Annotated in this window: 12 protein-coding genes; 10 read left to right on the top strand and 2 right to left on the bottom strand. The window is 60.5% G+C overall.

Going from position 1 to position 14,428, the window contains the following annotated elements; all coding sequences use genetic code 11:
• The first annotated feature begins 6 nt into the window (after positions 1–6).
• Positions 7–1,134, top strand: coding sequence for a molecular chaperone DnaJ (gene dnaJ, locus ACIQH5_RS00945; RefSeq protein WP_062069566.1), 1,128 nt, complete (start codon positions 7–9; stop codon positions 1,132–1,134).
• 2 nt (positions 1,135–1,136) lie between these two features.
• Positions 1,137–1,910 (top strand): 16S rRNA (uracil(1498)-N(3))-methyltransferase, encoded by a 774-nt coding sequence (locus tag ACIQH5_RS00950; RefSeq protein WP_400399472.1) that lies wholly within the window; start codon positions 1,137–1,139, stop codon positions 1,908–1,910.
• A 28-nt stretch (positions 1,911–1,938) separates the two neighbouring features.
• Here the strand turns inward: ACIQH5_RS00950 and ACIQH5_RS00955 are convergent, their stop codons facing one another.
• Positions 1,939–2,811 (bottom strand): GerMN domain-containing protein, encoded by an 873-nt coding sequence (locus ACIQH5_RS00955; RefSeq protein ID WP_400399474.1) that lies wholly within the window; start codon positions 2,809–2,811, stop codon positions 1,939–1,941.
• A gap of 426 nt (positions 2,812–3,237) precedes the next feature.
• Here ACIQH5_RS00955 and ACIQH5_RS00960 point away from each other — a divergent pair, with 426 nt between their 5' ends.
• The 5 genes from ACIQH5_RS00960 (at position 3,238) to ACIQH5_RS00980 (ending at position 8,730) form a co-directional block, all read left to right on the top strand.
• Positions 3,238–4,329 (top strand): PhoH family protein, encoded by a 1,092-nt coding sequence (locus ACIQH5_RS00960; RefSeq protein ID WP_400399476.1) that lies wholly within the window; start codon positions 3,238–3,240, stop codon positions 4,327–4,329.
• Complete coding sequence (ybeY, locus tag ACIQH5_RS00965; protein WP_024816790.1) at positions 4,326–4,799, top strand: rRNA maturation RNase YbeY; 474 nt, start codon at positions 4,326–4,328, stop codon at positions 4,797–4,799. The genes ACIQH5_RS00960 and ybeY overlap by 4 nt, the downstream gene beginning before the upstream one ends.
• Complete coding sequence (locus tag ACIQH5_RS00970; RefSeq protein ID WP_400399478.1) at positions 4,796–6,127, top strand: hemolysin family protein; 1,332 nt, start codon at positions 4,796–4,798, stop codon at positions 6,125–6,127. The genes ybeY and ACIQH5_RS00970 overlap by 4 nt, the downstream gene beginning before the upstream one ends.
• Positions 6,111–7,073, top strand: coding sequence for a GTPase Era (era, locus tag ACIQH5_RS00975; protein ID WP_062069579.1), 963 nt, complete (start codon positions 6,111–6,113; stop codon positions 7,071–7,073). The genes ACIQH5_RS00970 and era overlap by 17 nt, the downstream gene beginning before the upstream one ends.
• A 106-nt stretch (positions 7,074–7,179) precedes the next feature.
• Complete coding sequence (locus tag ACIQH5_RS00980; RefSeq protein ID WP_400399480.1) at positions 7,180–8,730, top strand: LCP family protein; 1,551 nt, start codon at positions 7,180–7,182, stop codon at positions 8,728–8,730.
• Between the two features lie 75 nt (positions 8,731–8,805).
• Here ACIQH5_RS00980 and ACIQH5_RS00985 read toward each other — a convergent pair whose 3' ends face one another.
• On the bottom strand, positions 8,806–10,758 hold the full coding sequence (locus ACIQH5_RS00985) for a M13 family metallopeptidase (protein WP_400399482.1): 1,953 nt from the start codon (positions 10,756–10,758) through the stop codon (positions 8,806–8,808).
• 249 nt (positions 10,759–11,007) lie between these two features.
• Here ACIQH5_RS00985 and leuA point away from each other — a divergent pair, with 249 nt between their 5' ends.
• The 3 genes from leuA (at position 11,008) to ACIQH5_RS01000 (ending at position 14,412) form a co-directional block, all read left to right on the top strand.
• Complete coding sequence (gene leuA / locus ACIQH5_RS00990) at positions 11,008–12,747, top strand: 2-isopropylmalate synthase (protein ID WP_062069585.1); 1,740 nt, start codon at positions 11,008–11,010, stop codon at positions 12,745–12,747.
• 85 nt (positions 12,748–12,832) lie between these two features.
• The gene (gene recO, locus ACIQH5_RS00995) at positions 12,833–13,585 is read left to right on the top strand and encodes a DNA repair protein RecO (RefSeq protein ID WP_024816784.1); all 753 of its coding nucleotides are present in this window, start codon (positions 12,833–12,835) and stop codon (positions 13,583–13,585) included.
• A gap of 2 nt (positions 13,586–13,587) precedes the next feature.
• Entirely contained in the window at positions 13,588–14,412 is an 825-nt protein-coding gene (locus ACIQH5_RS01000; protein WP_400400224.1) for an isoprenyl transferase, read from the top strand.
• Positions 14,413–14,428 lie beyond the last annotated feature (16 nt).

Here is a 14,428-nt window from a genome sequence, read left to right on the forward strand (position 1 = left end):
CCGACTTTGAGCAGCCACTATGACGTTTTGGGAGTCTCGCCGGAAGCCACCGGGGAAGAGATCAAAAAGGCGTACCGCAAGTTGGCGCGGAAACTGCACCCTGACGTAAACCCCGGTGAAGATGTCGCGGAACAGTTCAAGGCCGTGACGCACGCCTACGAGGTGCTGTCTGATCCCCAGAAGCGGCGCGTTTACGATGCCACGGGCAATGAGAACGGCACGGACAACGGTTTCGGTGGAGGTTACGCCGGCCAGGGTTTCGCGTTCCAGGACATCTTCGACACCTTCTTTGGTGGAGGCGGCGGCCACGGTGGACCAGCCTCCCGTGTCCGTCGCGGCCAGGACGCGCTGATCAGCGTCCGCATCGACTTGAAGGACGCCGTGTTCGGCGTCAACAGGAAGCTCGAAGTGGACACTGCCGTGATCTGCCCCACCTGCGATGGCAGTTGCTGCCGCCCGGGCACCCACCCGGAACGCTGCGACATTTGCGGTGGCAGCGGCCAGGTCCAGCGCGCTGTCCGTTCCATCCTCGGCCAGGTTATGACCGCTGCCCCTTGCGGATCCTGTGAAGGCTTCGGCACGGTCATCAAGGACCCCTGCAACGAGTGCAATGGACAGGGCCGCATCCGCAGCCGCCGTTCCCTCACCATCAAGGTCCCCGCCGGCGTTGCCACTGGTACACGCATCCAGCTGTCCGGGCAGGGTGAAGCAGGACCCGCAGGCGGCCCCGCAGGCGATCTCTATGTGGAGATCCGGGTCAACAACGACTCCATGTTCATGCGTGAAGGTGACGACCTCCACGCCACGCTGAGCGTGCCCATGACCGCGGCGGCACTGGGCACGGAACTGCAGTTGGACACTTTCGACGGCGCACAGCACCTGGACGTGAAGGCCGGTACCCAATCCGGAGAAATCATTACCCTGCGCGGCTTGGGTGTTACGCACCTCCGGGGGTATGGACGCGGCGACCTCAAGGTGCACTTGCACGTGGAGACCCCAACCAAGCTCGACCCCGCCCAGGAGGAACTCCTGCAGCAGCTCGCCAAGCTGCGCGGTGAGCAGTTTACCGAGGGAAAGCTTGTTGCAAGCGGCGGAATGTTCGCGAAGCTTCGGGACAAGCTCGGTAACCTGTAGCGGTGAGCAATCCGGTTTTCTTTACACCGGCGGGAAGCCTTGACCAGCTGATCCCCGGGGCCACGTTTGTGTTGGAAGGTGCTGAGGCCCGGCATGCCGTCACCGTCAAGCGATTGGCCGTGGGGGAGCCCGTGGATATCGCTGACGGTTCGGGCATGCGGTTGACTGGCACTGTGGTTGACGCCGGTTCCGGCACCCTCACAGTGGAGGCATCCGAGGTATTCCTCGAGCACCAGCCGGAGGTCCGCCTGGTGCTGGTTCAGGCCCTTGCTAAGGGCGATCGGGATGAACTTGCCATCGAGACTGCCACGGAGCTCGGAATAGACGCCGTCATTCCGTGGCAGTCCGAGCGGGCGATCGTGCGTTGGAAAGGCGATCGGGCCGCTAAAGCGCATGCGAAATGGCAGTCGGTGGTCACTGCGGCCGCCAAACAGGCCAGGCGTGCTTGGATTCCTGAGGTGCGGTCCATAGTGGACACAGGCGCTTTGGCGAAGGCCGTCGCGGCCGCTGATGTGGCCATCATCCTGCATGAAGACGCCAAGAACCCCCTGCGGACTGTCCTTGAAGAGTCAGTTGCGGTCCGGACTGGAGAGGATGGGACCCCTCGCGAGGTCCTCTTGATCGTTGGGCCCGAGGGTGGAATCTCACCACGCGAGGTAACGCGGCTCAGCGACGCAGGAGCCGTAACGGCGCTTCTGGGTCACCACGTTTTGAGGTCGTCGACGGCGGGACCTGCCGCCGTCGTTCTTGCCAGTGACGTATTGGGCCGCTGGTAGTCAGCCCCGCACTTATCCGACCCCGGACTTATCCGATATTGAACAAGCGGGTGTCAGTGCTCGTCTCGATGGTCGCCCCGGCTTCGTCGACTTGTGAGACCCGCAACTCATACTTTCCGGCCTTCAGCGTGGCGGTGAAGGTGAAAACTCCGTACTGACCCGGCTCGCCGGTTGCTTGGGTTTGTCCCGTGAACAGGCCGGTCTTTTCGCCCTTGCTGTTCTCTTGCAGGATCTGCCAGCTGACGGGCCTTGAACTGTCGGTGCTGCGGCCATTGAACTTGACCACACCCACCGGCAGGGTTGTTTCCTCCTGCGGATCGATGATCCACAGAGGTGCCACCAAAGACGCGTTCCGTTCCATGGGTTGGCCAAGTTTTACCTGCCCGAAGGCCATGTAGTCAGTGTGTCCGTCAACCAGGATGACAACCTGGATTTGCTGGCCGGAGTTGATGAGTCCCGAGGACGAGGCTGCCGCGGTTGCTGTGTAGACCAATTGTTGGACGGCGCGCTGCGCCATTCCGGCGTCGAGGTTCGAATTGAAGGCATCCCGCGAAATATCAACGGTGATGACGTTCTTGCCGGAGATGGACGTTGCCAAGCTCTCCGGGGCCTGCCACGGCGTGAAGAAGTCGTGGTCCAAGGGTTTTTCGGACATCATGATCCGGAGCGCGGTGGTCACGGGGTTTCCGTCGCTGGAGATGTCCCTGAACTCGCGGTAGAGGTAAACCTCTTCCTTGCTGCGTCCAATCCAGTAGACCGGGATCTTGGTGGAGGCCTGCGTGGTTTCCAGCGGTGCGTGGCTGGCCGGGGCGTCCTGAAGCGTGACCGGTGGCGGACTCGTGGTGGCTTGGGTGCCGCCGCCGTTGGCTATACAACCGGTCAGAAGCAGGACAGCAAGCATCGCAGGCACGGCGATGACGGACTTGGTCCGTCTGCGCGCGCCATCTCCGATGCTTACTGGCTCTGAAATGGGTGTCCTGCCTTACCATGTGTTTCGTGGCGGCCCCTGCCGCAGAGGCGGGACCGCAAGGGTGCCGATGCCACCCGCTATGCCAGCTTGGCACATCGCCGACGCCGGTCGGCCGGGATTGGGCGGACCGGCTCCAACTGAAACATGATTGATACCCGCTTGATGCCGAGTTGAGACAAAATGTATGACATGGCTCTGAGGCTCTGATGGTGGCGACGCTTTCAGTTCCGCGGACGCAGGGCTGGCGTAGGATTGAAGAAATTCCGGCATCCGGACAGGCGCTTTAGTGGCCGCGAATGTCGAATCGATGGCGTTAATATGACCAACCGGAGGAGAAAAGGCCCTTAGGCCAGCACTATGAGTGAATCTTTGAACGGGCGTCTCAGGACCGGAAACGGCAACCAGCCGCCCACCGAGTTCCCGCACACACTACCGGGTACGCGCACGGAAGTTGTCACGTTCGACAACTCCGACCAGATGGTTCATTCGTTGGGCAGCCACGACGAAGCCTTGCGGTACATCGAGGAGCAATTCCAGGACGTCAGTTTCCATGTCCGGGGCAACGAGCTCTCCATGACGGGTCCTTCCACCGTTATTCCACGTGTCATGCGCCTTTTGGAAGAAGTCCGTGGGCTTGTGTCGAAAGGGACCGTGGTCACTCCGGACATCCTTCAGCAGCTCGTGTCCCTCCTGAGGGCCCAGTCCGTGCAGAATCCGGCCGATGTCCTGACGCACAACATCCTCTCCAGCAGGGGTAAGACCATACGGCCCAAAACCCTGAACCAGAAGAACTATGTTGACGCCATTGATGACAACACTGTGATTTTTGGAATAGGTCCGGCGGGTACTGGCAAGACGTATCTGGCAATGGCCAAAGCAGTGCAGGCCCTGCAGACGAAGGAAGTGAGCCGGATCATCCTGACCCGGCCTGCCGTGGAAGCGGGGGAGAGGCTGGGCTTCCTCCCCGGCACGCTGAGCGACAAGATCGACCCCTATCTTCGCCCGCTCTATGATGCGTTGCACGACATGATGGACCCCGAGTCCATCCCGCGTCTGATGGCTGCAGGGACTATCGAGGTAGCTCCCTTGGCTTACATGCGCGGACGCACTCTGAACGACGCCTTCATCATCCTTGACGAAGCACAGAACACCACCCCGGAGCAGATGAAGATGTTCCTCACGCGTCTGGGTTTCGGTTCAAAAATGGTGGTGACCGGCGACGTCACGCAGATCGACCTGCCGTCCGGGTCGACGTCCGGCTTGCGGATTGTCAGGGAAATCCTGAAGGGAATTGACGACGTCAACTTCTCCATCCTGGAAGCAGCCGACGTAGTGCGCCACCGGTTGGTTGCCGACATCGTCTCCGCCTACAGCAAGTGGGATGACGCGCACAGCAGCGATGTCGCAAACAAAGCCGGCGCACAGTACAACCGTGGAGAACGTAAATGAGCATTGAAGTAAACAACGAGTCCGGTGTAGCGGTGGACGAAGCGCAACTGGTGACGTTGGCACGCTTCATCTTTGAGCGTTTATTCATCCACCCCCAGGCGGAACTGTCGATTCTCCTCGTCGATGAACCGGCCATGGAGAAACTGCACATTGAGCTGATGGACGAGCCCGGCGCAACGGACGTCTTGTCCGTCCCCATGGACGAACTTACGCCGGGCACTCCGGACAAGCCCACACCGCAAGGCATGTTGGGGGACATCGCCATCTGCCCGCAGGTGGCCGAGGTTCAGGCGCGCAACGCCGGCCACGCCACGCAGGACGAGATGCTGCTCCTGACCACCCATGGCATTCTCCATTTGCTTGGCTTCGACCATGCCGAGCCGGAGGAAAAAGAAGAGATGTTCGGTTTGCAGCGGGAACTGCTGTCTGAATTCCTGGGCAAGGATGCCCCCATGGAGACCATGCAGTGACCTCGATCATCCTGGTCGGCATGGCGCTGGTTTTCCTCAGCTTCGTTGCACTGCTGACCGCAGCTGAGGCTGCTTTTAACTTCCTGCCCCGGCATGAGGCCGAGCAGTCCATTGTGCGAAGCAAGGGCAAGGCGCTGGGGGGCATCCTCAAGAACCCGATCGCGCACATGCGCGCTCTGCGTTTTTGGCGCGTGTGGTTCGAAATGGCGGCAGCAGTCGCCGTCGCGGTTGTTCTGCACAGTTTGCTGGACAGCGTATGGCTCGCCGGTCTTGCAGCCACGGGCATCATGGCGGTGATCGGTTTCGTCCTGGTGGGCGTTTCGCCCAGGCAGCTGGGCAGGGCGCATTCCGGCCCCGTTTTTCGCTTCACCGCACCGCTTATCAGGTTCCTTTGCTGGATACTGGGGCCCATCCCCGGCTGGCTGGTGGCTTTGGGGCAGGCAGTGGCACCTGGCGCCCCGAGCGGTGACGATGCTTTTGTCAGCGAAGAAGAGTTCCGCGAATTCGTCGATCGTGCCGCGGAGTCGGACATGATCGAAGACAACGAGGCAGAACTCATTCATTCGGTGTTCGATTTCGGTGACACTTTGGTGCGTTCCGTCATGGTTCCGCGCACCGACATTGTCAGTATCGGTACGGGCTCGAATCTCGAAACGGCGATGGGTCTTTTCCTCCGGTCCGGCTACTCCAGGATCCCGGTGATCGGGGAGAACACCGATCAGATCCGCGGAATCCTCTACCTCAAGGACGTGGCTGCCGCCATGCATCGGAGGGAACCCGGACTACAAGCCCACGACGTCGACTCGCTGGCACGCGACGTGCGTTATGTCCCGGAGTCCAAGCCGGTGAGCGATCTCCTCAGGGAACTCCAGAAGGAGTCCACTCACGTGGCCATAGTCATCGACGAGTATGGCGGTACCGCCGGGCTGGTCACGCTGGAAGACCTGATCGAGGAGATCGTTGGTGAGATCGTGGATGAATACGACGCCGCCGCCGAAGAGGCAGTCGATCTTGGCGATGGCACGTACCGCGTCAGTGCCCGCATGAGCATCGATGACCTGGGTGAACTTTTCGACATCGATCTTGACGACGACGAAGTCGACACAGTGGGTGGCCTGCTGGCCAAAGCCCTTGGTCAGGTTCCCATTGTGGGCAGCGCTGTTGAGGTGAACGGAATATCGCTCCGGGCCGATAGGCTGGAGGGTCGCCGAAACAGGGTCAGCCACATCATTGCGGCAGCCATGCCAAAGGAAGACACTGACTTTGAAGACCTACTCGATGACGCCGACTCAACGCAACAGGGAGTTCCACGTGAGCAAGCAAGATAAGAAATTCGACGCCGACGCAGATTTCGGTGGCTTCCACGCGGGCTTCTCGGTGCTTGTGGGCCGGCCCAATGCGGGTAAGTCAACGCTGACCAATGCCCTGGTGGGGCAGAAGGTGGCCATCACCTCGGCAAAACCGCAAACAACACGGCACACCATCCGCGGCATTGTCCACCGCGAAGATGCCCAATTGATCCTTGTGGACACCCCGGGTCTCCACCGGCCCCGTACGCTGCTGGGGAAGCGCCTCAACGAACTTGTGGCCGATACTTTGGCGGAAGTGGACGCCATTGGCTTCTGCCTGCCGGCGAACGAGAAGATCGGCCCCGGCGACAAATACATCGCGGCCCAGCTGGCCGCCGTCGGACGTAAGCCAATCGTGGCATTGGTGACCAAAACCGACCTGGTGGACCGTCAGGCGTTGACTGAGCAACTCCTCGCGGTGGCCGCTTTGGGACGCGACGTTCTTGGTGAGCAGGGTTGGGCGGATATCGTGCCTGTTTCCGCCGCCGATGGTTTCCAGGTTTCCACTGTTGCAGATGTTCTGATCAGCCACATGCCGTCGTCGCCGCCGCTTTATCCTGACGGCGAGCTGACTGACGAGCCCGAGGCCGTCATGATCGCAGAGCTGATTCGCGAAGCGGCCCTCGAGGGCGTGCGCGACGAACTTCCCCACTCCCTTGCAGTAGTGGTGGAGGAAATTGTGCCTCGTGAAGGCCGGACCGAGGACAACCCCCTGTTGGATGTTCGAGTAAATCTCTACGTCGAGCGGCCCTCGCAGAAGGCCATCATTATCGGCAAGGGGGGAAGTCGCTTGCGTGAGGTAGGGACCAACGCCCGTAAGGGCATTGAAACGCTGCTCGGCACGCGGATCTACCTCGATCTCCACGTGAAAGTCGCCAAAGACTGGCAGCGCGACCCCAAGCAGTTGGTCAAACTCGGGTTCTAATTGGCACTACTGGATCCGGCGTGGTTTCGGGCCCGATAAGGAACTTCCCAGAATCGGCAACTATGATTGCGGGGATCCAGCTGTTTGATGAAAGGTAAACCAAATAGTGCGACGTCGTGACGCCCGCCCGCAGGGCACCGGCACCGCTGGCCCCGCCGGGGCACGCCATGGAGAGGATGCCGACGGTACCCCTCGCCATATGAAGGTGCCCAAAGGCCTGCCACTGTGGTTGAAGATCGTTACTGGCGTGGTCTCCGTAGCGCTGGTCGCCGGTGTGGCCTTTGCTGCTTTTTGGTTTATCCGGCTGCAGACCAACATCACCAAGGCACCGTTGAGCGCCGCGGAAACGCGCAATGCTGGTGACCCCTTGGTCAATGACAAGACGGATCGCTTGCAGATCCTGATTCTCGGCTCCGATACACGCGACGGGAAAAACGCCGAGTACGGCAGTACTGAAGACTCCACCGGGTACGGCCACTCCGACGTCATGATGCTGCTGGACATCTCCGCGGATAACAAACGCGTCAATGTCTTGAGTTTCCCCAGGGATCTATTGGTGGATGTACCGCAGTGTACTGACCGTACCAACAACCAGACTTTCCCCGCCCGCAGTGGCGTCATGATCAACGAGGCCATGGCTGAGGCGGGAATCGGTTGTGCCGTGGATACGGTCAACAAACTTACCGGCTTGGAAATTGACCACTTTATGATGGCCGATTTCAACGCAGTCAAGGAGCTTTCCCACGCTGTGGGCGGAGTCAATGTCTGCGTCAGTGATCCTGTGTTTGACCCGGATTCCCGGCTCCGCTTGGCCAAGGGTGATTCCCTGGTTGAAGGCGAGCAGGCTTTGGCGTTCCTGAGGACCAGGCACGCTTTCGGCGATGGAGGTGACCTCGGGCGCATCAAGGGTCAGCAAGCGTTCCTTTCTTCCCTCACGAGGAAGCTCAAGGACGAGGGAACACTCGGCAATCCGCAGAGGCTGTTGCAGATCGCAGATGTGGTTACCCAGAACCTGACAGTCGATGAGGGACTGGCGTCCGTTCCCTCACTGCTCACCATCGGTGGGCGACTCAAGGACATTGACGTTTCCAAGGTGGCCTTCGTCGCGGTGCCCACTCAAGCTGCCGCGGTTGACCCGAACAGGTTGGAACTCATCGAGCCCCAGGCCTCACAGTTGTTTGCCGCGCTTCGTGCCGACCTTGACCTCACAACGCCGGGTGCAACGTCTACTCCCGCGCCCAGCGAAAGCCCGGCCCCGCAGCCCACGGCTGTGGCACCGGCATATGACAAAGCGATCCAACCAGTGGCTGTTGCCAACGGCAGCGGCGTTGCCACCAGGGCCCAGGAGCTCATGACGGTGATTACCGGGAACGGATTCGCGCAGGCAGTGTCCTACTTGGCCAACCCCGTGGACCAGACGGTGCTCTACTACGGGCCTGGGTTTGCGGACGTGGCTGCGGACGTGGCTGCACTGTTCGGCATTCCTGCCGCGCAGGTCCAAGAAGCACCGGGCGTAGCGGGCGTGCAACTTTATGTCGGTACCGACTTTGGAACCGGAACCACCTACGGTGCAGCCTCAGTACCGTCCGATGTGGTTAACCAGACAGCCAATGACGCCGTGTGCCAACAGGTGAATCCCCTGTACATCGACCAGTAACGTAGCTTCAGCTCTTGAGGCGCAAGCTAAAGGCCGGGCCAGTTCTCACTGGCCCGGCCTTTGCGTTTCCAGGAACTACCAGATGCTGACGCGTTCCCCTGGTTCCATCCACATGCCGTCGCCAGCATTTACGGCGAATGCCTCATGGAACGCGTCGAGGTTGCGGGCAATGGCGTTGGTGCGGAACTCGTTGGGGGAGTGGGGGTCGGTAGCCAGCCTTCGGATGGCTTCTTCGGCGCGGATCACCTGGCGCCAGCCGGCAGCCCACGACATGAAGAACCGTTGGAATCCCGTAAATCCGTCAATAACTTCCGGCTCGGCTCCGTTCAGGCTGAGGAGGTAGGCCTTGTAGGCAATCGTCAGGCCGCCGAGGTCGCCGATGTTTTCACCCAGGGTCAGCTTGCCATTGACCTTATGGTCCGGCGCCGCATAAGGCGACAAAGCATCGTACTGGGCAACCAACTTCGCCGTCAGTTCCTCGAAGGCCTTCCGGTCGTCCTCTGTCCACCAGTTGCGAAGCGCGCCGCTGCCATCGAACTGGGATCCTTGGTCGTCGAAGCCATGGCCGATCTCGTGGCCGATTACCGCCCCGATGCCACCATAATTCACAGCATCATCAGCATCCGCGGTGAAGAACGGAGGTTGAAGGATGGCCGCAGGGAAGACGATCTCATTGAGCATGGGATGGTAATAGGCATTGACTGTCTGAGGCGTCATGAGCCACTTTGTCAGATCAACCGGCTTACCGATTTCGTCCAGATGGCGGTCAACATCTGCGTCATGGGCGCGCTCCACGTTTCCGAGGAGATCCGCGGGGTCGATCTCGACGGCGGAGTAGTCGATCCACTTTTCCGGGAAGCCAATCTTTGGCCGGAATGCGTCCAGCTTCTTGAGCGCCTCTTTTTTGGTGTCCTCGCCCATCCACGCCAGGGAGGAAATACTCTCCCGGTAAGCTTCGATCAGGTTTGAGACCAGCGTCTCCATCCTTGCCTTGTGTCCCGCAGGGAAGTGCCGGTCAACATAGATCTGGCCCACGGCCTCGCCGAGGGCTGCTTCGACCACTGCCACCCCCCGCTTCCACCGCTCCTTGTTCTGTGGCGTACCGCTGAGCGTGGTGCCGTAGAAGTCGAAGTTCGTGGAGACGAACCCTGATGACAGGTACGGGGCGGCCGAGCTGAGAACCCGGAGTGTCAGCCATTCCTTCCAGGCTTCCAGTGACTCGGATTCCAGCAAAGCCGCAGCGCCCGCAAAGAAGTCCGGAGTGCTCACCACTATTTCACTCCGCTTTGCTGCGTCTACCCGTGCTGCCTGGAACCACGTGTCGAGCAGGGGGAAGATTGCCACTGCTTCATCTGCGGACTTGAGGTTGTAGGTCTTTTGGGGGTCGCGCAGCGTGACGTTGTCCCAGTGGTGGGACGCCAAGGCGGTTTCCAGTGCGACGATGCGCTGTGCGGAAGCTTGCGCGTCCGCGATACCCGCGAGATTGAAAAGCTTTGCAATGTAATCGCCGTAGGCAGACACGATGCCCGCGAACTTTTCTTCGCGGTAGTAGGACTCGTCCGGCAGGCCCAGGCCTCCCTGCCCGATATACAGGAGGATGCGTTCGGGGTTGCCGGCGTCCGGAGCAGGGTAGATGGAGAAGAGCCCGGAGACGTCTGAGCGGAACAAACGTCCCATCAAGGCAGCCAGTTCCTCCACAGAGCCCACCGCTTGAACCTTTTCAAGGCGGCTTCGCACGGGGTCCATGCCTTTTGCTTCGGCTGCTTCTTCGTCCATGAAGCTGGCGTAGAGACCGCCGACTTTCTGTTCGACGCCGGTGGCTGACTCTCCCTTGGCGGCCGCTTCTTCGATGATCGCCTTGACGGCCAATTCGGCGCCATCCCGCAAGGCGGTGAAGGTACCTTCCAGCGGCCTGTCGTCGGGGATCGTTGTGCTGTTGAGCCACGCGCCGTTGACGTGCTGATAAAGGTCGTCCTGGGGCCGGACGCTGTGATCGATATTCGAAAGAGAGATCCCCGATTGTGGCACTGTGGCTCCTTGTGTGGACACTGCAGCCGGCGTTGCCACCGTCGCGGCGTCTGCATAGTGGACGTTGCATGAGGTGTTGCACTGTCATCATACGCATCGTGTTACTGTGAATTTGTGCGTACGGCGATGCTTCTTCTTAGCTGCCGCGGCGAGGCCTGAAAGCTATCTGAAGCTGGGCCATCCTCGCCGCGGAGTTCCGTTGTGTCCGGCTAAGCTTTCACTTAGTTCTTAGAGAAAAGGCCACACGTCATGCGTAATGCACAAAAGCCCTCCGGTATGCCGATTCACCGCTACCTGCCGTTCCAAGACCTGATTAACGTCGAGGTCCCGGACCGTACTTGGCCCGACAAAGTCATCACCAAGGCTCCGCGCTGGTGCGCAGTAGACCTGCGGGATGGCAACCAGGCGCTGATCGATCCCATGAGCCCGGCTCGCAAGCTGAAGATGTTCCAGCTGCTCGTCAAGATGGGCTACAAGGAGATCGAAGTTGGTTTCCCTTCAGCGTCGCAGACCGACTTCGACTTTGTTCGCCAACTCATTGAGGGTGGCCATATTCCGGATGATGTCAGCATCCAGGTTCTGACGCAGGCACGTGAGCATTTGATCGAACGCACTTACGAGTCTCTGGTTGGAGCCAAGCAGGCGATTGTTCACCTGTATAACTCCACCTCGGTACTGCAGCGTCGTGTGGTGTTTAACCAGGACGAGGACGGCATTCTGGACATTGCCCTGCAAGGTGCTCGTTTGTGCAAGAAGTATGAAGAGACCCTGACGGACACGCATATTACCTATGAGTACTCGCCGGAGTCCTTCACCGGAACCGAGCTTGAGTACGCGGCTCGCGTGTGCAACGCCATTGCCGACGTCTTCGAGGCATCGGCTGACAAACAGGTCATCATCAACCTGCCGGCCACTGTCGAAATGGCAACGCCCAACGTCTACGCAGACTCCATCGAGTGGATGCACCGAAACCTGCACCCTCGCGAGGGAATCATCATTTCCCTCCACCCGCACAATGACCGCGGCACCGGCGTCGCTGCTGCTGAACTCGGTTACCTGGCCGGTGCCGATCGCATCGAAGGCTGCTTGTTCGGCAACGGCGAACGTACGGGCAACGTGGACTTGGTAACGCTGGGCTTGAACATGTTCGTCCAGGGTGTGGACCCCATGATTGATTTCTCCGACATTGATGAAATCCGCCGCACCGTGGAGTACTGCAATCAGTTGCCGGTTCCGGAGCGTTCACCCTACGGCGGCGACCTCGTCTTTACCGCCTTTTCCGGTTCACACCAGGATGCCATCAAGAAGGGCTTCGAGGCGTTGGAGAAGGACGCTGCTGCAGCCGGGAAGCCGGTTGACGACTTCACCTGGCAAGTGCCGTACCTGCCCATCGACCCCAAGGATCTGGGCCGCAGCTACGAAGCCGTGATCCGGGTCAACTCCCAGTCCGGCAAGGGCGGCGTTGCCTACCTGCTGAAGAACGAGCACAACCTGGATCTGCCCCGCCGTGCCCAGATTGAGTTCTCCGGAGTCATCCAGCGCCGTACCGACGCCGTGGGCGGGGAAGTAAGTGGCGCCCAGCTGTGGCAGATCTTCCAGGACGAATACCTGCCCTCTGACGAGGAGCAAGCTCAGTGGGGTCGCTATGGATTGGGCAGCGTGAGCACTGAGACGGACGAGTCCGGTGCAATGACCATGAACGCAAACCTGCGGATCGACGGCGTGGAAGTCCGCCGGACCGGCCACGGCAATGGTCCTATCGCGGCCCTCTTGGACATACTGCACCATGACGGCGTTGACGTGCGGGTGCTGGATTACAGCGAGCATGCCCTCTCCGAAGGCGGCAGCGCAAGCGCGGCAGCATATGTTGAATGTGCCGTTGGAGAGCGAGTCTTGTGGGGTGTGGGTATTGATCCCAGCACCACCACGTCGTCCCTGAAGGCCCTGATTTCGGCTGTAAACCGGGCTGTTCGGGACGCCCAGGCGTAAGCACCCGTCGTGTGGTGACGGGAATTCCCGTCACCACACGGTCCGGCGAACACTGCCGGACCCCGGCATAGTGCGAAGATTAGTTGTGGCCAATCCGTCGTTTGCAGCACGCTCCTATCGGGACGATGCCGTAGTTCTCCGCACCCATAAGTTGGGTGAGGCGGATCGAATCATCACGTTGCTGACCAAGCACCACGGGCAGGTTCGTGCCGTTGCCAAGGGCGTCCGGAGGACCAGCAGCCGCTTCGGAGCCCGCCTGGAGCCGTTTATGGTGGCGGATCTGCAGCTTGTTCAAGGCCGGACCTTGGACATCGTGACCCAGGCCGTGGCGAAGGGCGCGTACGGAAGCAGCATCGCTGCCGATTATGGCCGCTTTACTGTGGCCGCAGCCATGACCGAGACTGCCGAGAAGCTCACGGATGCCGATACTGAGTCAGGCACCGCACACTACAATCTGCTGGTTGGGGCTCTGGCTGCGCTGAGCCGTTCGGACCATCCGCCGGAGCTCATTCTCGATTCTTATCTATTGCGGGCTTTGGCTACCGGTGGCTGGGCGCCAAGCTTCACCGATTGTGCACGTTGTGGCCGTCCCGGTCCTCACACGGCATTTGCCGCTCCCGTAGGCGGCATGGTGTGCAGCGACTGCAGGCCCCCGGGTTCGCCGGCGCCGGCGCCGGAGACTGTGGTGCTTCTCGGTGCCCTGCTGACCGGTACATGGAGCGTCGCCGATGCTTCAGACCCGCGGCATAGGCGGGAGGCCGCGGGCTTGGTGGCAAGCTACCTTCAATGGCACCTCGAACGGGCCTTGAAATCACTCAAACACGTGGAGCGAAGCTGACAGTGGTACTTGGAAAGAAAAGTAAGTCAATCGTGGCAAGGACCACTCCCGTGGTGGCCCCCTATGGACACCCTTCCGGGGCGGTACCGCCAAGCATTCCAAGTGAGCTGATCCCGCAGCATGTGGCGATAGTCATGGACGGCAACGGGCGGTGGGCCAATCAGCGTGGCCTCCCGCGGATAGAGGGGCACAAGGCGGGGGAGCCAGCCCTCCTGGACGTCATGGCCGGGGCTATCGAGCTGGGAATCAAGTACGTCAGCGTCTATGCGTTCTCCACCGAGAACTGGCGCAGGTCGCCTGAAGAAGTTCGATTCCTGATGGGATTTAACAAGGATGTACTACGCCGCCAGCGCAACCAATTGGATGAGTGGGGTGTCCGGATCCGCTGGGCCGGCCGCCGCCCCCGCCTGTGGGGATCGGTGATCAAGGAGCTGGAAGAGGCCGAGGAATATACCCGCGCCAATGACACCTGCACGTTGACCATGTGCGTTAATTACGGCGGCCGCGCGGAAATTGCCGACGCCGTCTCAGCCATCGCGCACGACGTCGCCGCCGGCCGGATTAAGCCAGGTTCGGTCTCGGAGAAGACGATTCAAAAGTACCTGGATGAGCCGGACCTACCCGATGTGGATCTCTTTCTCCGGAGCTCGGGGGAGCAGAGGTTGTCCAACTTCCTCCTGTGGCAATCCGCATATGCGGAGTTCGTCTTCATGGACACGTTGTGGCCGGACGTGGACAGGCGGACCCTTTGGGACGCCGTCGAGATTTATGCAAAACGCGACCGTCGCTACGGAGGGGCCGTCGATGCGGCGCCGGCAGCTAAGTAGCATGCATCAGCTAAAT

Origin of the sequence: Paenarthrobacter sp. NPDC091711, assembly GCF_044756605.1 — a bacterium.
Classification (GTDB): Bacteria; Actinomycetota; Actinomycetes; order Actinomycetales; family Micrococcaceae; genus Arthrobacter.